At 62.7% G+C, this 18,433-nt stretch carries 14 protein-coding genes; 5 read left to right on the plus strand and 9 right to left on the minus strand.

What is annotated here, in order from left to right:
• Window positions 1-80: 80 nt before the first annotated feature.
• The 3 genes from QMG84_RS14295 (at window position 81) to QMG84_RS14305 (ending at window position 3,759) form a co-directional block, all read left to right on the plus strand.
• Entirely contained in the window at window positions 81-968 is an 888-nt protein-coding gene (locus QMG84_RS14295; protein WP_281928706.1) for an AraC family transcriptional regulator, read from the plus strand.
• Window positions 969-1,277: 309 nt separating this feature from the next.
• Window positions 1,278-2,126, plus strand: a complete 849-nt coding sequence (locus QMG84_RS14300) for an MOSC domain-containing protein (RefSeq protein WP_281928708.1) — start codon at window positions 1,278-1,280, stop codon at window positions 2,124-2,126.
• A 280-nt stretch (window positions 2,127-2,406) separates the two neighbouring features.
• Window positions 2,407-3,759, plus strand: coding sequence for a cytochrome-c peroxidase (locus QMG84_RS14305; RefSeq protein ID WP_281928710.1), 1,353 nt, complete (start codon window positions 2,407-2,409; stop codon window positions 3,757-3,759).
• A gap of 178 nt (window positions 3,760-3,937) precedes the next feature.
• Here QMG84_RS14305 and QMG84_RS14310 read toward each other — a convergent pair whose 3' ends face one another.
• Both QMG84_RS14310 and rpoZ read right to left on the minus strand, forming a co-directional pair.
• A complete protein-coding gene (locus tag QMG84_RS14310) occupies window positions 3,938-6,154 on the minus strand; it encodes a RelA/SpoT family protein (protein WP_281928711.1) in 2,217 nt (738 codons plus the stop codon).
• 303 nt (window positions 6,155-6,457) lie between these two features.
• Window positions 6,458-6,844: a DNA-directed RNA polymerase subunit omega gene (gene rpoZ / locus QMG84_RS14315; protein ID WP_165053578.1), complete on the minus strand. Its 387-nt coding sequence runs from the start codon at window positions 6,842-6,844 to the stop codon at window positions 6,458-6,460.
• 443 nt (window positions 6,845-7,287) lie between these two features.
• Between rpoZ and QMG84_RS14320 the strand changes: the two genes are divergently transcribed.
• Window positions 7,288-7,899 carry a LabA-like NYN domain-containing protein gene (locus QMG84_RS14320; RefSeq protein WP_202072340.1) on the plus strand — a complete coding sequence of 204 codons (612 nt, stop codon included), beginning with the start codon at window positions 7,288-7,290 and terminating at the stop codon, window positions 7,897-7,899.
• 155 nt (window positions 7,900-8,054) lie between these two features.
• On the opposite strand, the gene smpB is transcribed toward QMG84_RS14320, so the two are convergent.
• Window positions 8,055-8,531 (minus strand): SsrA-binding protein SmpB, encoded by a 477-nt coding sequence (gene smpB, locus QMG84_RS14325; RefSeq protein ID WP_202072339.1) that lies wholly within the window; start codon window positions 8,529-8,531, stop codon window positions 8,055-8,057.
• 9 nt (window positions 8,532-8,540) lie between these two features.
• On the minus strand, window positions 8,541-9,434 hold the full coding sequence (gene dapA, locus QMG84_RS14330) for a 4-hydroxy-tetrahydrodipicolinate synthase (RefSeq protein ID WP_202072338.1): 894 nt from the start codon (window positions 9,432-9,434) through the stop codon (window positions 8,541-8,543).
• A 206-nt stretch (window positions 9,435-9,640) separates the two neighbouring features.
• On the opposite strand from dapA, the gene QMG84_RS14335 reads away from it, so the two are divergent.
• On the plus strand, window positions 9,641-11,905 hold the full coding sequence (locus QMG84_RS14335) for a lytic transglycosylase domain-containing protein (protein ID WP_281928717.1): 2,265 nt from the start codon (window positions 9,641-9,643) through the stop codon (window positions 11,903-11,905).
• A 246-nt stretch (window positions 11,906-12,151) separates the two neighbouring features.
• Here the strand turns inward: QMG84_RS14335 and QMG84_RS14340 are convergent, their stop codons facing one another.
• The 5 genes from QMG84_RS14340 to QMG84_RS14360 all read right to left on the minus strand — a co-directional run bounded on the left by QMG84_RS14340 (window position 12,152) and on the right by QMG84_RS14360 (window position 18,322).
• Window positions 12,152-12,847, minus strand: coding sequence for a hypothetical protein (locus QMG84_RS14340; protein WP_281928719.1), 696 nt, complete (start codon window positions 12,845-12,847; stop codon window positions 12,152-12,154).
• A 527-nt stretch (window positions 12,848-13,374) separates the two neighbouring features.
• Window positions 13,375-14,538, minus strand: a complete 1,164-nt coding sequence (locus QMG84_RS14345) for a serine hydrolase domain-containing protein (protein WP_202072332.1) — start codon at window positions 14,536-14,538, stop codon at window positions 13,375-13,377.
• A 231-nt stretch (window positions 14,539-14,769) separates the two neighbouring features.
• Window positions 14,770-15,882 (minus strand): MFS transporter, encoded by a 1,113-nt coding sequence (locus QMG84_RS14350; protein ID WP_281928722.1) that lies wholly within the window; start codon window positions 15,880-15,882, stop codon window positions 14,770-14,772.
• Window positions 15,879-16,034, minus strand: a complete 156-nt coding sequence (gene ccoS, locus QMG84_RS14355) for a cbb3-type cytochrome oxidase assembly protein CcoS (protein ID WP_165053556.1) — start codon at window positions 16,032-16,034, stop codon at window positions 15,879-15,881. Before ccoS ends, QMG84_RS14350 begins: the two co-directional genes overlap by 4 nt.
• On the minus strand, window positions 16,031-18,322 hold the full coding sequence (locus QMG84_RS14360) for a heavy metal translocating P-type ATPase (RefSeq protein ID WP_281928724.1): 2,292 nt from the start codon (window positions 18,320-18,322) through the stop codon (window positions 16,031-16,033). The genes ccoS and QMG84_RS14360 overlap by 4 nt, the downstream gene beginning before the upstream one ends.
• Between the last annotated feature and the right edge of the window lie 111 nt (window positions 18,323-18,433).

Consider the following 18,433-nt stretch of genomic DNA (forward strand, 5'->3'; position numbering starts at 1 on the left):
TCGCAGGTCCATCTGGGCTGGCAACCTGCTACGCAAAAAGCAATCTCGGTCAGGAAGCGAAAGCCCGGTTCCATTACTGTATGCGTATGGAACAAGAAGCGACCCGCCAGGAACGAGATTATGCGCGACGCATCAATCGCGTGCTCGATTACATCGACAAGCATCTCGATGAAAAGCTTTCGGTCGACCGCCTGAGCGCGGTCGCCAATTTTTCGAAATTCCACTTTCACCGGCAATTCTCCGAATATTGCGGGATAAGCCTCTCCCGCTACGTTCAGCTCATGCGGCTCAAGCGCGCCTCCTATCGGCTCGCCTTCAATCCGCACGCGCAGATTATCGACATTGCGCTCGACGCCGGGTTCGAAAATCCGGAGTCCTTCTCCCGCGCCTTCAAGAACAGTCTGGGCCAAACCCCAAGCGCGTTCCGCAAAAAGCCCGATTGGGCCTCGTGGAGCGAACGCTATCGCATTCCCCTCCCCCCTCGTGAAAGGACCAATGAAATGGAGGTCAAAATCGTTGAAGTCGAACCTGTCTTGGTCGCGGCGCTGGAACATCGCGGCCCCCACACTTTGCTCAACGCCTCGGTGCAGCGTTTCATCGAATGGCGGAAGGCCTTCGGCCTCTCCCCGATCAACGAATGCGAAACCTACGGCGTTCCGTACAATGACCCGAACGTCACGCCGCCAGACGAATTCCGTTTCGACATCTGCGCTTCGCTGACGGAACCCGCGCCCGCCAATCCGCAAGGGATCGTAACGAAGACAATCCCGGGCGGGCGCTGCGCCCTGACCATCCACGCCGGCTCGCGGGAGCGGATCAGCGACAGCGTCTATGCGCTCTATCGAGAGTGGCTACCGAAAAGCGGCGAGGAGCTTCGCGATTTTCCGGTCTATTTCCACTATCTCAATCTCGACCACGATACGCCAGAGCAGAGCCATCTGACCGAAATTTATTTGCCTCTCAAGTAATATCATTGCGCTCGAATGGCTCGTTGTCATTCCCGACGCTCGCGCAGCGGGCGATCGGGAATCCAGAGCAACCATCGCTCTTTTGGGCTCTGGATTCCCGATCGGGCCTTCGGCCCGTCGGGAATGACAAATCCCCATGCGCGCTGTCCAAGCGGAACGGGCGTCCGCTCTCGGAGCCAGCGCCCGCGCCGTGATTGGCGCGCCAAACTCCCTGCTGGACCAACCGAAATTACCCTGTGTGGCGCTAGGAGTTCGAGCGAAGTCGCTTCAATTGACGCCCACGGCCTCAACTTAAGATGGGCGACAGCCATGACTCTTTCCCCCTCATTATCCGTTTCCACCGTCTGGAGATATCCGGTCAAATCCATGATGGGCGAGGAGCTGACCGCTTCCGTCGTCACGCCCGCGGGCCTGCTCGGCGATCACGCCTTCGCGCTCGTCGACGTCGAGACCGGCAAGGTGGTCAGCGCCAAAAATCCCAAGAAATGGCCGGATTTCTTCTTCTACCGGGCCGCCTATGCGTCGCCGCTCGATGCGCAGTCCATTCCGCCGGTCTGGATCAGCCTGCCGTCCGGACAAATGGTCCGCACCGACGCTCCCGACGTCGAGGACGTGCTCTCGGCGGCCTTGTCGCGCCGCGTGCGTCTCAGCGCCTCGGCGCATCAGAAACCGACGCTGGAGCAATATTGGCCTGAGAATGAGGGCGAAGCCAACGAAGTGAGCGAGGAAGCCGTCGCCGCAGACGCACCGGCGGGCACCTTTTTCGATTACGCCACGGTGCATCTGCTGACCACCGGAACGATCAATCGCTTGCGCGAGCTTTATCCCGAAGGCCGTTTCGAAGCGCGGCGCTTTCGCCCCAATATCGTTATCGACACCGGCGCGGCGGCTGAATTTGTCGAAAATGACTGGGTCGGTAAAACCATCCGCATTGGCGAGGTTCGCCTGCAGATCACCGACCCCTGCCCCCGCTGCGTCATGCCGACGCTCGCCCAGGGCGATCTGCCGAAGGACCTGGGCATCCTTCACAAGGGGGTCTTGCAGAACAAGGTCTATGTCCCCTTCGCCGGCAAAGCGCTTCCCTCGGCGGGCGTCTATGCGAGAGTGCTCTCGGGCGGCGCGTTGAAGCGCGGCGATGCTGTCGAGATAGAAGCCTAAAAGCATTTTTGCTCGAAGGCATGGGCGCCGGAACTGTTCGAATTGAGAAAGATCAAGTCGAACTGGGCCGGCGTCTCAGAATAATGTGCATTAAAAGCGCAGCAGTTCTTTGTCGTCGAATAAAACGACGGCGATCCGCCATGACTCCGCCTCATAAAGTTGCATTATCACGCAAGGTTGCTCGTTTAAGAGCCTCTTTTTGATCTTTTTCAAGATTCGACATCATTCGAGGTTTTATGAGCAGCCTTTTCGAAGCAACGCCGACTAGCGGAGGCGTATTATGACGAAATATAAAGCGTATTTCTTCCCGCTCAAGCTGTGGACAATTCTCGCCGCAACATCCTCGCAACCCGCGGCGGCTTTGGAGCGTTTGCTGACGCCGGGCGAATTTGAATCGATCCGGCATGAGCTTCAGGACGACCTCCAGCATTTGCCCTTCAACCCGGACAAAGAAACGCGAAACTGGCCGGAGCGCCTTCTCGGCGAGAAGCTATATTCGGACAACAATCTTTCCCTCCAAAGAAACCAGTCCTGCGCGACGTGTCATCAGATCACGCCGGCAATCAATCCGGAGACCGGGCAACCCTACCAGGCGCCTGGGTTTGTCGACGCCGATAATGTCGAGAAAGGCACGCCCGTATCAGATGGCTCGGTTGCGGGAGCCTTCGGCGCCCTCAATGCGCCCAGCGCCGGTTACGCCTCCTTCACCCCGCCGTTTCATTGGGACCAGACGCAAAAGGCTTATGTCGGCGGCCAATTCTGGAACGGTCGCGCCTCCACGCCCGCCGAACAAGCCGGCGGGCCGCCGCTCAATCCGGCGGAAATGGCGATGCCCAGCAAAGCCGCGGTCATCGAGCGGCTGAAGGAGAACGCCGCCTATCGCGCACTCTTCTGGGCCGCCTATCGGCTGAATATCGCCGGCCTGCTATCCGCTGCGGAAACGGACGTCGCCTATAACGCCATGGGGAAGGCGATCGCCGCTTTCGAGCGGACGCGCTCCTTCGGTCCGTTCACGTCCAAATATGATTACTTCTTGGCCGGCAGAATCGAATTGACGCCGCAAGAACGGCTCGGCCTCGATCTCTTCAACAATAAAGCCCAATGCGCGAGCTGCCATGTCAGCGCGCCCAAGAAGAACCGCGAGGGGACGTGGACGCCGGCGCTGTTCACCGACTACGGCTACGACAACATCGGCGCGCCGCGAAATCTGGACATCCCCGGCAATCCCGAACCCAATAAGGGATTGGGCGGCCGGCCCGACATCGCGGCCCGCGATCCGCAGGGGCTCGAAATCGGCAAGCACAAGACAATGTCCCTGCGCAACATCGCCATCACGGCGCCCTATGGGCATAATGGCGTCTTCAAGTCACTCGAGCAGATCACGCATTTCTACAACACGCGCGACACGCTCGGGCGCGTGGCCGACAACCGCGACCCGGGCTTCGGGATCAAAGGCTGGCCGCTTCCCGAGGTTCCCCAAAACGTCAACGCAAGTTCGATCGGAAACCTTGGTCTCACCGCGCAAGAGGAAGCCGCGATCGTCGCATTTCTGAAAACGCTGACCGACGGCTATCCAATCTGGGGACGCGATCCGCGCGTGTCGTCCAATGACCCGGGGCCGTATGAGCGCTGAGCGCTGAGCATGATGAGAGCGTCCGCTCGCTAAGCGGGCGCTCTTCTCTTGTCGAATAGGAACTCGTCATTGCGAGCGAAGCGAAGCAATCCAGGGCCGTAGCGTAGCTCTGGATTGCTTCGTCGCTACGCTCCTCGCAATGACGGCGGGTGTCGCTTCTCAGCCTATAATGCGCGCGTCATCCGATCACGCGCTCAACTTTGCTCACCAGCGGGGATCCTCGCAGCCGGGTGAGCACCTCCGTCAGATGCTTCAGATCCGCGACCTCGAGATCAAAGGTCATCTCTCGGAAATCCGGCGAATGGGCCCGGAAAGTGATGTTGTCGATATTGGCGTGGGTCTCGCCGATGAGGCTCGCGAGGGCGCCGAGCGTGCCCGGCTCGTTGATCGCGGTGGCGATGACGCGCGCCGGGAACAGTGCGCGGGTTTCGGGGTCGACGTCCCAGCGCACGTCGAGCCAGCGCTCGGGCTGATCGTCGAAGGCCATGAGCGAGGGGGATTGGATCGGGTAGATCGTAATCCCCTCGCCCGGCGAGAAAATGCCGACGATGCGGTCGCCCGGCACGGCGCCGCCCTCGGGCGCGAAACGCACCGGCGAATCCCCTCGCAGCCCGCGAATGGGGATGGCCCCGGCGGCGCCGTCCCCCACGGCGCCCGGCGCCTTGAAGACGACATTGGCGTTGGCCTTCACGCCGAACCAGCCGGGCTCGCCCGGCGCAATCGGCGCCATCGGCGCCTTACGCTCCTCGGTGAAATCCGGATAAACCGCCTTCACGACATCGCCCGAATAGATTTCGCCGCGCCCGACCGCCGCCAGAACGTCCTCGACCGAAGGCCGCGCCAGACGCGTCAGCGCCGCCCTCAGCTTGTCCTCCGAATAGGGTCGGGCGGCGCGCTCGAAGGCGCGCTCCACGATCTGACGCCCGAGCCCGGCATATTGTTGACGCACCGCCTCGCGCGTGGCGCGGCGGATGGCGGCGCGGGCCTTGCCGGTCGCGACTGCGGCCTCCCAGGCGGCGGGCGGCACATGGCCCTCGGCGCGGATGATCTCCACCTCGTCGCCATTTTGAAGATGCGACAGCACGGGTGCGACCCGGCCATTGATCTTGGCGCCGACCGCCGAGTCGCCGAGTTTCGTATGCACGGCGTAAGCGAAATCGATCGGCGTCGCGCCGCGGGGCAAGGCGATGAGCCCGCCCTTGGGCGTGAAGCAGAAGACCTGGTCCTGAAACAACTCGAGCCGCGTATGCTCGAGAAATTCTTCGGGATGGCTGTCGCCATGGGCGAGCAGCTCCAGCGTCTCCTGCAGCCAGCGGAAAGCGCGGCTCTCCTTGGCGAGCTCTTCGCGCCCCTCGTCTCCGGTGGCGTCTTTGTAGAGCGCGTGCGCAGCGATGCCGAAGCGCGCGATCTCGTGCATCTGGGCGGTGCGGATCTGCAGCTCGACGCGCTGATGGCCGGGGCCGATCACCGTGGTGTGGAGCGAGCGATAATCATTCTGCTTGGGGGTCGAGATGTAATCCTTGAAGCGGCCCGGCACGCTCGGCCATTTGGTGTGGATGACGCCCAGCGCGCGATAGCAGTCCTCGACAGAACCCACGATGATCCGGAAGCCGAAAATATCCGAAAGCTGCTCGAAGGAGATAGATTTGCGCTCCATCTTGCGCCAGACGGAATAGGCCGTCTTCTGCCGGCCGGTGACCGCCGCCTCGATGCCGCGCTGAGAAAACTCGCCCGTCAGCTCTTCTTCGATCCGCTTGATGATGCGCCCGTTTTTCGTGCGCAGATCATGCAGGCGCTGTTCGATCGTGCGATGCGCCTCCGGCATGAGATGCCGGAAGCCCAGGCCCTCCAATTCCTCACGCAGGCGCTGCATGCCCATGCGCCCGGCGAGCGGCGCGTAAATATCGAGGGTCTCCTGCGAAATCCGCGCGCGCTTTTCCGGCGGCACATAATGCAGCGTGCGCATATTGTGGAGACGGTCGGCGAGCTTCACCAGCAGCACGCGCACGTCGTCGGCGACGGCGAGCAGGAGCTTGCGGAAATTCTCCCCCTGCCGCGCCTGCTTGGAGACGAGGTCGAGCTTCTCGATCTTTGTGAGGCCGTCGACGAGCTTGCCGATCTGCACGCCGAAGAGACGATCGATTTCCTCGCGCGTCGTCTCCGTATCTTCGATCGTGTCGTGCAAAACCGCGGCGACGATTGTCGCGTCGTCCAGTTTGAGATCGGTGAGGATCGCGGCGACTTCGAGCGGATGGGAAAAATAGGGGTCGCCGGAGGCGCGCGTCTGCTGGCCATGCGCCTTCATGGCGTAGACATAGGCGCGGTTCAGCAAATCCTCGTCGACGTTCGGATTATATTTCCGAACGCGCTCGACGAGCTCGTATTGACGCATCATGGGCGAGAGCCACGGCAGTGCAACGCGGGCGCCGCATGGCGCGCTCAGCGCGCGGCTTCGCCCGACAAAGCGGCGCGAGGCCGCAGGGATCCAAGAAGAAGTGTAACCCAGCTTCGCCGCCGCCTCTAGTGCGGCGCAAAAAGAGGGTGGGCAATCGGGCGAGCGCCGGGCATGAGCCCATCCCTCCCCTTTACGGGGAGGGTGGCCCCGCGTCAGCGGGGTCGGGTGAGGTTCGCGCCCCACCGCCATCGTTGGGCGCGACGCCAATTGCTATTGACCCGATTGTCTTGAAGAAGACGCGACTTACTCGCCGTCCTCTTCGACTTCGGCCGGCGGAACGAGGCCTTCGAGGCCGCGCAGCAAGTCTTCCTCGGTCATGCGGTCGAACTGCGCCTCGCCCTCGATATCGCCGCCGACGGCGGGGGTGAGCGCCGGAGCGGCCTCGGCCTCCGGCTCGTCGACCTCGACATGGCGCTGCAACGAATGGATGAAATCTTCCGACAGATCTTCCGGAGAAAGATGAGTCTCGGCGATTTCGCGCAAGGCGACCACGGGATTTTTATCGCGGTCGCGATCGACCAGGATCGGCTGGCCGGAGGAGATCAGCCGCGCACGATGCGCCGCGAGCAGAACCAGATCGAAGCGGTTTTCAATCTTGTCGATGCAGTCTTCGACTGTGACGCGCGCCATTTTTCTCTGGCTCCTACTTGAAGAGGGGGAAGAGCGCTGCTACAACAGCTATGCAGATTAATCAATCACATTTGCGCCGCTTCCGGATCGCCCGCCTTCATTTGAAATCGAACTCGACTGTAGCGAGGCTGGAAGTTTTTCGCCTTTTGGGCAATCATTTATGGTAAAAGTGTATCTATCCTCTTGACCTCGCGCCCGAGAGCGGCAATTTATCGAACATGACGCTTTGGCGTCTCGACTTCGACAAATAATCGCTATGGCGGTCGCGCCGGCGACGTGAGTCGACGGTAAGCCGCTTTCAAACCTAAAAGATTTGAAGTCGGCCCGAGAGCCGAGCCAGTTGCGCTGAAATTGGACGCCCAACACTCACCACGATCTCGAAAGTCGCGTGGCGGGCGACAGAGATCAGGCAATGTTACACACAGCTTGAACGCGAGAAAAAAATGGCAGATATCGAACGAATTGCGCTATTCATTGACGGCGCGAATCTCTATGCGACCGCCAAATCGCTGGGATTCGATATTGACTATAAACGTCTCCTACGCGAATTCCAGGGCAAGGGTCGCCTGATCCGCGCCTTTTACTATACGGCGCTGATCGAAGATCAAGAATATTCTTCGATCCGTCCTCTGATCGACTGGCTCGACTATAATGGCTATGCCGTCGTGACCAAGCCGACGAAGGAATTCGTCGACTCTCTCGGCCGCCGCAAGGTCAAGGGCAATATGGACATCGAGCTCGCGGTCGACGCGATGGAGATGGCCGAGCACATCGACCACATGGTGCTCTTCTCCGGCGACGGCGACTTCCGCTCCCTGGTCGAGGCCGTGCAGCGCAAGGGCGTGCGCGTCTCGGTGATCTCGACGATCACAACCCAGCCGCCGATGATCGCCGACGAGCTGCGCCGCCAGGCGGACGAGTTCATCGACCTCATCCATCTCGTCGGCAAGATCGGCCGCGATCCCGGCGAGCGCGCCGAGCGCATGCAGCGCTATCAGGAACGCCGCCCCATGCCTGCGACGGCTCCGGTCGGACACGAGGAAGACGAGGAGTAATCCTGTTTTCGCGTGAGCGGCTCACTCGAGCCGCGTCATTCCGGGCGGGCAAGCGGCGGCCCGACCGGGAAAGTACCAGCAAACGGATTTCTCATCAAAAAAGCCCGGTCTTAGGCCGGGCTTTTTGCATTCCTATTGGGAGAGAAGAGAGGGGCTCACCCCTTCTCGCGCATGAGCCGACCCTTTTCGCGGCTCCAATCGCGCTTCTTCTCGACTTCACGCTTGTCGTGGATCTTCTTGCCGCGCGCCAGCGCGATCAGCAGCTTCGCCCGGCCCTTGTCGTTGAAATAGAGCTTGAGCGGCACGATCGTCATGCCCTCGCGCTCAATGGCCTGCGACAGCTTGGCGAGTTCACGCGTCTTCAACAACAGCTTGCGCGGCCGCTTGGGCTCGTGATTGAAACGATTGCCCGAGAGATATTCCGGAATATTGGCGTTCACCAGCCAGGCTTCGCCATGCCGGTCGACATGGGCGTAGCTCTCGGCGATCGTCGACTTGCCGCTGCGCAGCGACTTGACCTCCGTGCCGGTCAGCGCAAGCCCGGCCTCGAAGGTCTCGCCGACTTCATAATTGAAGCGGGCTCTGCGGTTGTCGGCGACGACCTTGTGATTTGGCTCTTGCTTAGCGGCCACGGATTACCTTCAAGCCGGCAGCACGCCGGCGTGGATCATTGCGGCGCGGATGCGGTCCTTCGTCGGCTGCGTCGAGGGAACGAGCGGAAGACGCACTTCCTCGCGCGCCTTGCCGAGCAGCGACAGACCATATTTGGCGCCCGTCACGCCGGCTTCCAGGAAGGTCGCGACGTGAAGCGGCACAAGTTTATCCTGAATTTCCAGCGCCTTGGCGTAATCGCCGGCCAGGCAGGCGTTCTGCAGATCGGCGCAGAGCCGCGGCGCGATATTGGAGACCACGGAAATACAGCCATGCGCGCCCGCCGCCATGCAGGACAGCGCGGTGAGATCATCGCCAGAGAGCTGGATGAACTCCGGCCCCATCGCGTCGCGCTGCAGGGAAATGCGTCCGATATTGCCGGTCGCGTCCTTCACGCCCACGATGTTCTTGAGGTCGGAGAGCCGCTTCATCGTCTCGACGCTCATATCGACCACCGAGCGCGGCGGGATATTATAGATGATGATCGGGATCGAGACGGCGTCGTTGATCGCCTTGAAGTGCTGATAAAGCCCTTCCTGATTGGGCTTGTTGTAATAAGGCGTGACGATCAGCAAGCCGTCGGCGCCGGCGCGCTCGGCATGGCCGGCGATGGCGATCGCTTCGCGCGTATTATTCGAGCCGGCGCCCGCGATGACCGGCACACGCCCGCGCGCGGCGCGGATCGTCTCGGTGATGACGCGGCCATGCTCTTCGTGGGAGAGCGTCGGACTTTCACCGGTCGTGCCGACCGGCACGAGCCCGTGAGTCCCTTGCTCGATCTGCCACTCGACGAGAGCCCGGAGCGCCTCGAAATCGACCTCTCCATTGGCGAATGGCGTGACGAGAGCGGTGTTCGACCCGTGAAAAATAGGCTTTGTTCTCATAGAATCAGGAACTTCCCTGCGCCTCACAGCCGCCGTATTCGCGTCCGTATCATGGAAGCGCCCTTCATAGCCGCTGGGCGCTTGGGAGAAAAGCCCCACCTGCGCCCTACATGTCTCGGGCGAGGCCGGAGCGCGGCGGCGGGAAGTATGGTTGACGCTTCGTAAATGATTAGAGAGCAGCTTCTGCGCAACGGGGACCCACGCTGATGACGTTGCCTCCACGCGTCTCGATCCGCCTCCATATTCTCGCGACGGCGACCGCCATCGCCGTCATCACGCCTGCTTTCACGGGTCTTGACGCCCTGCGCGACAAGGAGGCGGCGCCAAGGACGGCGCGCTGGGTTCCCTATATCCCCTTCAGCCTCGGCGCCTGGCGCACGCGCGTCGGCAATCTCGAAGAAACGCTGCGCGGATTTGTCACGGGCGCGCCGCCACACACGGAGGCGGCGCATCCCGCGCAGCCGGCGCTCTTTGGCTCCGACGACCCCACATCGACGCCCCTCGCCGATTACGCGCCGCCGGAGGGCTGGCTGCGCGAAACGACGGCCGCGCTCGACCCGGCGACGATCCTCGGCGGCGATTGGGAAGCCTTCTCCCATGCGCTCGCCGCCTTCAAGAGCGCCGACTTCGCGGCGGGCGACGCCGCCGCCGCCAATCTCACGAGCGGGCTCGCCCATACGGCGGTTCATTGGACGGCGCTCAAGCGCCACCCGCGCGAGGCCGGCTTCAAGCGGATCACCGCCTTTCTCGAAACGCATCCAGATTGGCCGGCGGCAGACTGGCTGCGCCGCCGCGCCGAAGAAGCCCTCGTCGCCGAGCACCAGCCCGACAAGGTCGCGAAATCCTGGTTCGAGGACAAGCCGCCGCTCACGCCTTACGGCAAATATGCGCTGGCCAAGGCGCTCGGCCGCGACGGCGATTTCGACACGGCCGCCTTCTACGCCCGCGACGCTTGGCGGGAAGACGATCTCGGCGGCTTCGAAAACCAGTTCCTCAAAGAGCTCGGCGAGCTTCTCACCCCCACCGACCATAAATATCGCGCCGACCGGCTGCTCTACGCCGGCAAGAACGCCCAAGCCCTGCGCGCCGCGGAGCTGGCCGGCAAGGATGTGACCCTGCTGGCCCGCGCCCGCATCGCGGCGAATGTCGGCGCCGCCGGCGACAAGGTTTTTGCCTCCGTGCCGCCGGCGCTGCAGAACGATCCCGGCCTGTTGTTCTCTCGCGCGCGCATGCTCAACAACGCCAAGAAATTCGCCGACGCGGGCGCGCTGTTGAAGAAGGCGCCCACTGATCCCGGCAAGGTGATCGACGGCGACGCCTGGTGGGCCGAGCGGCGTCAGACTTCGCGCAAGCTGCTCGACCTCGGCGATGCGGACAGCGCTTATATCGTCGCCGCCCAGCACAACGCCCGTTCGACCAGCAACAAGGTGGAAGCCGAGTTCCAGGCCGGCTGGATTGCCCTGCGCTTCCTGGACGATCCCTCCCGTGCCGCCCGCCATTTCGCGGCGCTCGAGCAGGTCGCCGAAACGCCGCTGCAGAAGTCACGCGCGCTTTATTGGCGCGGCCGCGCGGCGGAAGCCTATCGCACGCCGGACGACGACGCGAGCGCGCGCGACTTCTACCGCCGGGCCGCCGCCCATTCGACGACCTTCTACGGCCAGCTCGCCTGCGCCAAGCTCGGCGCGGAAGATCGCCCGCTGCGCCCTGCCCCCACGGCGGCAAAGGACACTGACCGCCACGAGGCCGTGAGAGTGGTGGAGCTGCTGCTTGCCACCGGCGACAAGGACGTCGCCGCGCCGCTCGCGCTCGACGCCGCCAAGAACATGAGCGACATCGCGCAGGTCGCTGCGCTCGGCGAGGTCGTCTCGAAACAACGCGACGCGAAAATGTCCCTCGTCTTCGGCAAGAGCGCCTCCTACCGCGGCGTGCCGCTCGACGACGTGGCCTTCCCCTCCTATGGCATCCCGAATTTCGACGCGCTGCCGAATTCGGCGCCGCGCTCGGTCGTCTACGCCATCGCGCGTCAGGAAAGCGCCTTCGATCCGAAAGCGGTTTCGTCCGCCGGCGCAATGGGCCTGATGCAGATGATCGCCTCGACCGCGCGCCACACCGCCTATACGCATGGCGTCGCCTTCGATCTCCCGCGCATGCTGAGCGAGCCCGCCTTCAACGCCAAATTGGGCGCGGCGCATCTCGGCATTCTGCTCGGCGAATATAGAGGCGCTTATCTCCTTACCTTCGCGGCCTATAACGCCGGCGGCGGCCGTGTGAAGCAATGGATCGACGCCTATGGCGATCCGCGCAAGCCCGGCGTCGATCCGATCGACTGGGTCGAGCGCATCCCCATCTCCGAGACGCGCAATTACGTGCAACGCGTGATGGAGAATTTCGTGGTCTATCGCGCCAAATTCGGCGACCGCGACACGCGCGCCCCGCAGGTGGAGCTCGCGCATGCGGGCGTGCGGCTGTGAGCAATTCCATTTGAACAGCCGTCATTGCGAGGAGGCGGAGTCGACGAAGCAATCCAGGGCCGCATCGCCGCCCTGGATTGCTTCGCTTCGCTCGCAATGACGGGCTCTGGGCAAAACCAGCGCTCTTGTGGCTGCCCGCCGGGAATGACACGCGCCCGATGCGAGCTGTTCAAACGCAAATGGTATGACACCGAACCAATCAAGCGGATTTCGGATGACGCGTCTGTGAAAGCCTGCCGGTTCAGTTCACTTGGATATCTGCCGAAGTCGTTCTTCGAAGGTCACTATCGTTCCATGGATGGAGTCGAGCCCCCGCTCTACCAGAGAGCGAAATTGAACGGCTTTGTCGATCGGCACTATGGAAAGGCCAATCCCAAAACCGATCGCTCCGGCAATAGAAGCAATGATCACGAAAGAAAACAAACCGCGCAGCATACTATGCGCGTCTCCAACTCGAACATTCTCCGCCTCCTCGAGGGTGCGGTTTTTCAAACGAGCCCTCTGTAGCCTGACTTGTTCGTCGAGCGTCACAGTTGCAGCCGCCTCTGGCTCGAGCCCTCGCTCATCGGCGTGGCGGACGGCTTCTGCCTGTTGGCGCACGATCCTCGCTTCGCCAAGCTCAGTCGAGTCGTTGAGAAACGCCTCCCTGTTGCCGTGCTTTTCCTCCAGCAATTGGGGGCGCGCCGCCTGAGGCGGCTCGGGCTGTTCTTTCTGACGCCGCTCTTCTTCTCTTTTTTCCAGAGCTGCGAGCCTTTGCTCTATAGAAGCGAATCTTTTTTGTAGACCGGCGACGGTCCACTCGCCGCAAAGTATTTCATTGCCGCGCTGCTTTTCCTCGCTCGACCGGACGTGAGCCGCCTCGTCCCGCTCCTTGCTGCGGCGCTCTTCCTCTCTTTGTTCGAAAGCGTCGAGAGTCCAGTCGCTGAGGAAAGCTTTTTTCATGCGTCACTCCCGTTCGTCAGTTTCTTATGACTTGCCAGATTGAACTTCCGGCTTTTTTGCCCCGCAAGATGCAAAGCGCTGGCGTTGCAGTTGGAGCTCCTATCAACTCTACGTCTCTGTCAGACGCGGAACAACTTCCGCCGCCGTCGGACACGGAGAGCGCTTCTCAACTTTCATTACTCAGATCGAAAGCTGCTACCTGGAGAAAGGAAGAAGCAAACCAGGCGAATTTGTGAAGAATCCGCTTCCGCGCCGAACAATCTCGTTACACAAGTTCTCGGACGCACATCTTGGTTGCAGTCGCGATCAAGCCTTTCATAGGAGGGGCCATTTTTGGCGCCACGCGGTCCAGTGCGGAAGGCTGCTCTTGACCCGGAAGCCGCCATTGGCAGTGTCTCAGTTTAAAGTTCAGCATTGGGGAAGGGGATCTTGGTCCAATCAAATGGACGTCCTGCCGGACGGTATCGTATGGGCCCCCAGGAGACATCCCAGGGGCCTCAATGTCCGCGCAACTTGCCTGCCCCATCCTATGGGCACTGGGGAGTCGTTGGCGGGCGCGGGAATCTCGAGGGATTGGCCACGCTTTCGCGGAGCGCGCCCAGCAAACGACGTCCTGCTTGATCGAGAGCGGTCCCTGGGTGCGCGGCTTTGTTCCCACCACTCGTATTGCCAAACAAGAAAACGCCGATTTTGGCGCCTTGATCAAAGGCCATGTAGGTTTCATAGCCGCTGAGGCCGCCGTTCTTGTCGAGGTAGTCATTCGACAATTGCCACCCAAGGCCCATGGAAAGTCCCTCGGATCCGGCGTAGGCTTGCTGGGTCTCGGTCATTGCTGCGCCGAGGGGATTGGGCGGCGGGCTGATGGAAGCCTCCAAGAACGTCAGCATGTCCTCAAGCGTCGATGACAGCGCGCCCGCGCCGAGGCCCGCAGACGTCAGCGCCCAATTGGGCGGATCGACGCGATTATACGCTGGCCCGCCGGCAGCGTCGGTATAGATATGGCCCTGCGCCACCCGCCCAGATACATTGCTGTAGTCGACTTGTGTACTTGCCATCCCGAGCGGCGCGGAGATGTTGTCGACCACCACTGCCGGCCAGTTCTGATATGTGGCGTCCCAGTCCGAGCTCGCGCCGCCGCCATAGGCATGTGACAGCAAAACGCCCAGAAGAGCGAAGCCTTGATTGCTGTAGACCCAATATTTGCCCGGCGTATAAGACGGCTCGAAGTTACTCAGAAATCGCCCCATCAATGTGAATGAATAGTCGCCGAACGGGTGAGCGCCGCACGTCCCGTCCGGATATCCGGCGCTGTGCGTGGCCAGGTGCCAAAGGAGAATTTCGCCATACGGTTGGTTGATGCTGACATTCGATGGCAGAAGGCTCGCGACAGATGTTGAGGGTGTGACGGGATTATTCGCCGACGAAGCCGCGAGCGCCAGCAAGGTCGCTGTAAAGACCTTGCTGTTCGAGCCAATGAAAAACACGATATCCTTGATGTGGACGCTCTCCCTTATTTGGGCGCTTCCGCTTGCCAGATCAACTTGACCGTAGTGGTAGTAGTATCGAACGCCGCCATAGGTCACGCCGACGAGGATCCCTACGGATTTATTCGGTTCTGGATCTTTTAATGATCCGATCAGTGGAGAGATATTGTTCTTAACGAGCTCACCAATTTGGTTTGGGTTCAACATTGCCGTCCTCCTGAAAGCATAAGAAATTCCTGTAAAAACTCAACGAGCCTTCCCTCCCTCTCATCGAGTCTCCGGCGAGACTACATCGCCCGAGGCGAGGGGTGGGCCGTTCCATAATCACCGTCAACACGGCTGCGCTACGCACGCGCGTGTCCCTACGCTATGTCCAAAGCGGTCGTGCGCAAACCCGCGACCGGAGTCTGCTTGTGGCGCTTTACTGTACTTTGACCATTAAAACACCAAAGCCCCTGCGGCCGCCGCGCCAAGCAGGCATACATCGTGTAATGCGAGCGCAAGCCGCGACGGGCGCGCGCCTTCATGCAGAAGACGCAGAGCCGCAACATTCACGGCGCCCCATCCCATCCCGATCGCAAGCAGCCCCGCAGTCACACTCGCGACCGATGCGGCAGAAAGCACTGCGGCGGCGCCCAAAAGCATGGCGGCAAGCCCGATTCCAACGATCGGCAGCGGCGGGAAAAGCGCCGGCCAACGCGCGGCAAGCGCCGCCGGTCCATACATCGAGAAGAGATGCCAGCCCATGGCGCCGCCGATGAAGGCAGGCGCGGCCGAACAGACGGCGAGCGTCAGCGGCCCGTGCAACATGCCCGCCGACATCACGAACCAGGCGAGAGCGCCCGCGATCGTCGCAATCACGAAAGCGCGCGAGAGGCGCCTTTCGACTGGGCCCGGCTTGCCGAAGCGGGCATGCGGCATGCGCACCGAGAGCGCGAGCGCCGCGATATGCAGGCCTGCGGCGGCCAGCAGCATGGCGCCCGGACTCTCTAAGAGCGACACGAAGAGCGGCGTCAGCAACGCCGCGCCGGCGCCGCCGGCTAGTACGATCAGCCCGTCGCGCGGCGCGCCTTGCGCGGCGATATGGCGGTAGAAGAGCGCGAAGCCCTGCGCGAGCCCGAGCCAGAAGGCGCCGAGGCACAGGCCGAAGAAATTGCCTTTGCTGATGGCGAAAGCGCACAGCGCCCCGCCTGCCGCGCCAAGGCTCGCGCCAAGTCCGAAAGCCGCGCGCCGCCCGAAAGAGTCGACGAGCATTGCAGCGGGAAAGCTTGCCATCGCCGCGCCGATGAGGAGGAGCGTGAAGGGCCAGCCAACGCGCTCGGCGCTCGGCGCGATGAGGCGACTTTGCTCGGGGAGAACGGTGAGAACCAGCGCCTGCGCCAGCACAGCGAGCCCGAAGCCCATTGCCAGCGTCAGCCGATGATCGGTGATGTCGGCGCGCGGCAGCGAGGCCGGACAGGCGCAGACGATCTGGCCGGCGCGCATGGCCGTTGCGCCGTCTTCGTCCTGCGAAGCCGACCCCAGAACGAGATCATCGAGATTAACACTCACTTTTTACCCTCGAGGTCGTCATCCATCAGCACGCGATGCGCCGCGCCATCGAGATCGTCGAACTGCCCGCGCTTGAGCGACCACATGAAGGCGACGAGCGCAAGCAAGCCGAGCAACAATGCGAGCGGGATGAGAAAGAGAAGCACCGTCATTCCGCCGCCTCCAATCTGGTCACGTGTTCCCGCGCATCGGCGGAGGCGACATCCTGCTCTCTCTCCCGCGAAGCGGGGGAGAGGTGGAGAGGGGGCGCTTGGGGAGATGGCGATCGTTCGCCACCTGCCCCTGCCCGCAAGGCGTTCAACGTCACCAGGATCGACGATCCCGACATCGCCGCCGCCGCGATCAAAGGCGTGAGAAGCCCCGCCATGGCGAGCGGCACAGCCAAAACATTGTAGATCACCGAGAGCGCCAGATTCTCGCGCATCAAGGCGCGCGCCCGACGCGCGACCTCCAGCGCGGTGAGGACAGGCGCGAGGCGTTCGCCGAGAAACACGGCGTCGGCCGCCGCCTGGGTGATCTGCGTGGCGTCGATCGGCGAGATGGACACATAGGCCGATGCGAGCGCCGGCGCATCGTTCAATCCATCGCCGACCATCAAAACCTTGCGGCCCTCGGCGCGCAAGGCTTCGAGCCGCGCGACCTTCCCGGCCGGCTTCAAGGCGCCGGACCAGGTCGAGACGCCGAGCGCGCGGGCGATTTTTTCGACAGCCTCAACACGGTCGCCGGACAGGATTTCGATCGCGACGCCGCGCTCTTTCAGGGCCGTAATGGCCTCGACGGCGTCGCTGCGCAAGACCTGCCGGATCTGGAAAAGCGCCTGCGCGTCGCCATGCCGGAAGGCGACGAGCGAGACATCCCCGTCGAGCGCATCGAGACGCGCAGCCTCGTGATCGAGCCCGCAGAAATGCGGCGAGCCGAGCCGCGCCTCGACGCCCGCGACCATGGCGCAGACGCCCTGCCCATGATCCTCGCGCGCGTCGAGCGCCGTTGCGCGTGGCCGCTCCTGCGCGACGGCGCGCGCGAGCGGATGGCTGCTCGCCCGCGCGAGACGCGCCGCTAGGTCGATGACTCCCGCATCGATCTCACGAGCGTTGACAACGCGCGGCTCGGGCGTGGTCAGCGTGCCGGTCTTGTCGAAGACGATCGTGTCGGCCTCTGCAAGACGCTCGATGGCGTCAGCGCTGTTGAGCAGCACGCCGGCGCGAAACAGCGCGCCGCTCGCCACGACCTGCACCGCCGGCACGGCGAGCGCCAGAGCGCAGGGGCAGGTGATGATGAGCACGCAGATCGCCGTAATGAGCGCATGATGCAGGCTTGCGCCATGCCACATCCAAAAGAGCGCCGTGGACAGCGCCGCGAGATGAACCATGGGCGCATAAAGCCGCGACACTCGGTCGGCGAGGCGCCGATAGCGCGAGCGCGCATTGGTCGCCTTTTCCAAGAGCCGCTCGATGTCGTCGAGCAATGTCTCGCCATTGCCGGCTTCAACGCGGATGGTGAGCGCACCGTCGTAATTCATGCTGCCGGCGTAGACTTGGTCGCCCGATAGAACCGCGCGCTGCTTCGTCTCGCCGGTGATCAGGCTTTCGTCGAGTTGCGACGCGCCTGTTTCGATCACGCCGTCGACGGGAAGGCGCTCGCCCGGCTTCACCCGCACGATGTCGCCGGCGGCGATTTTAGCGAGCGGAACGAGCGTCTCGGCGCCGTCGCTGGACAGGCGGCAGGCAAGCGGCGCGCGCAACGCCGCAAGATTGGCCGCAACCGCGCGCGTCTTGCGCCGCATGGCGTGATCCAGGAAGCGGCCCAGCAGCAAGAAGGACAGCAGCATGGTCGCGCTGTCGAAATAGGCGTGCTCGGCATGCGTCAGCGTCTCATAGACGGACATGCCGAGCGCCAGCAACACGCCGAGCGAGATCGGCACATCCATATTGAGCCGCCCGGCACGCAACGCGCCGAAAGCGCTCTTGAAGAAAGGCTGGCCGGCGAAAGCCGCCGCCGGCAGCGCGATGAGCGCCGAAACGCCGTGGAAAAGATCGCGCGTCGCCGGATCGATGTCGCCGCCGACCCAGACGCCGACGGAGAGCAGCATGATGTTCATCGCCGCAAAGCCGGCGATGGCGAGGCAGCGCAACAGGAAGCGCGAGGTTTCGATCTCCTCGCGCTCGCTCTGCGCGAGTTCGAAAGGATGCAGCGTATAGCCCATGCGGCGCAGGCGCTCGAAGGCGGCGGCGAGATCGAAGGAGTCGCCGCGCCATTCCAACGCCAGACGACGGTTGCCGTAATTCACGCGGGCATGATCGAGGCCGGGAAGATCGCTCAAGCCGTGCTCGATCTCGCCGATGCAGGCGGCGCAAGTCATGCCGTCGATTGCCGCCTCGAAGCGGCGCGCGCCATTTTCGCTGCGGGTGACGAGAGAGTCGAGATCGAAAGCGGCGGTCATGCGAGCCTCTTTGAATCAACCAGACTGGGGGTGAGCCCCTCTACCTCCCCTTTACGGGGAGGTCGGCGGTCGTAGACCGCCGGGTGGGGTTCTCGCCGCTACGGCTGGGGT

Source organism: Methylocystis iwaonis, from assembly GCF_027925385.1.
Taxonomy (GTDB): domain Bacteria; phylum Pseudomonadota; class Alphaproteobacteria; order Rhizobiales; family Beijerinckiaceae; genus Methylocystis; species Methylocystis iwaonis.

What these genes read in the sequence shown, in the direction of transcription:
- QMG84_RS14305 (WP_281928710.1), top strand. Translation starts at nt 2,407, where the DNA reads ATGACGAAATATAAAGCGTATTTCTTCCCGCTCAAGCTGTGGACAATT.
- rpoZ (WP_165053578.1), bottom strand. Translation starts at nt 6,844, where the DNA reads ATGGCGCGCGTCACAGTCGAAGACTGCATCGACAAGATTGAAAACCGC.
- QMG84_RS14320 (WP_202072340.1), top strand. Translation starts at nt 7,288, where the DNA reads ATGGCAGATATCGAACGAATTGCGCTATTCATTGACGGCGCGAATCTC.
- QMG84_RS14300 (WP_281928708.1), top strand. Translation starts at nt 1,278, where the DNA reads ATGACTCTTTCCCCCTCATTATCCGTTTCCACCGTCTGGAGATATCCG.
- QMG84_RS14310 (WP_281928711.1), bottom strand. Translation starts at nt 6,154, where the DNA reads ATGATGCGTCAATACGAGCTCGTCGAGCGCGTTCGGAAATATAATCCG.
- QMG84_RS14345 (WP_202072332.1), bottom strand. Translation starts at nt 14,538, where the DNA reads ATGTTGAACCCAAACCAAATTGGTGAGCTCGTTAAGAACAATATCTCT.
- QMG84_RS14340 (WP_281928719.1), bottom strand. Translation starts at nt 12,847, where the DNA reads ATGAAAAAAGCTTTCCTCAGCGACTGGACTCTCGACGCTTTCGAACAA.
- dapA (WP_202072338.1), bottom strand. Translation starts at nt 9,434, where the DNA reads ATGAGAACAAAGCCTATTTTTCACGGGTCGAACACCGCTCTCGTCACG.
- ccoS (WP_165053556.1), bottom strand. Translation starts at nt 16,034, where the DNA reads ATGACGGTGCTTCTCTTTCTCATCCCGCTCGCATTGTTGCTCGGCTTG.
- QMG84_RS14335 (WP_281928717.1), top strand. Translation starts at nt 9,641, where the DNA reads ATGACGTTGCCTCCACGCGTCTCGATCCGCCTCCATATTCTCGCGACG.
- QMG84_RS14360 (WP_281928724.1), bottom strand. Translation starts at nt 18,322, where the DNA reads ATGACCGCCGCTTTCGATCTCGACTCTCTCGTCACCCGCAGCGAAAAT.
- QMG84_RS14295 (WP_281928706.1), top strand. Translation starts at nt 81, where the DNA reads ATGCGTATGGAACAAGAAGCGACCCGCCAGGAACGAGATTATGCGCGA.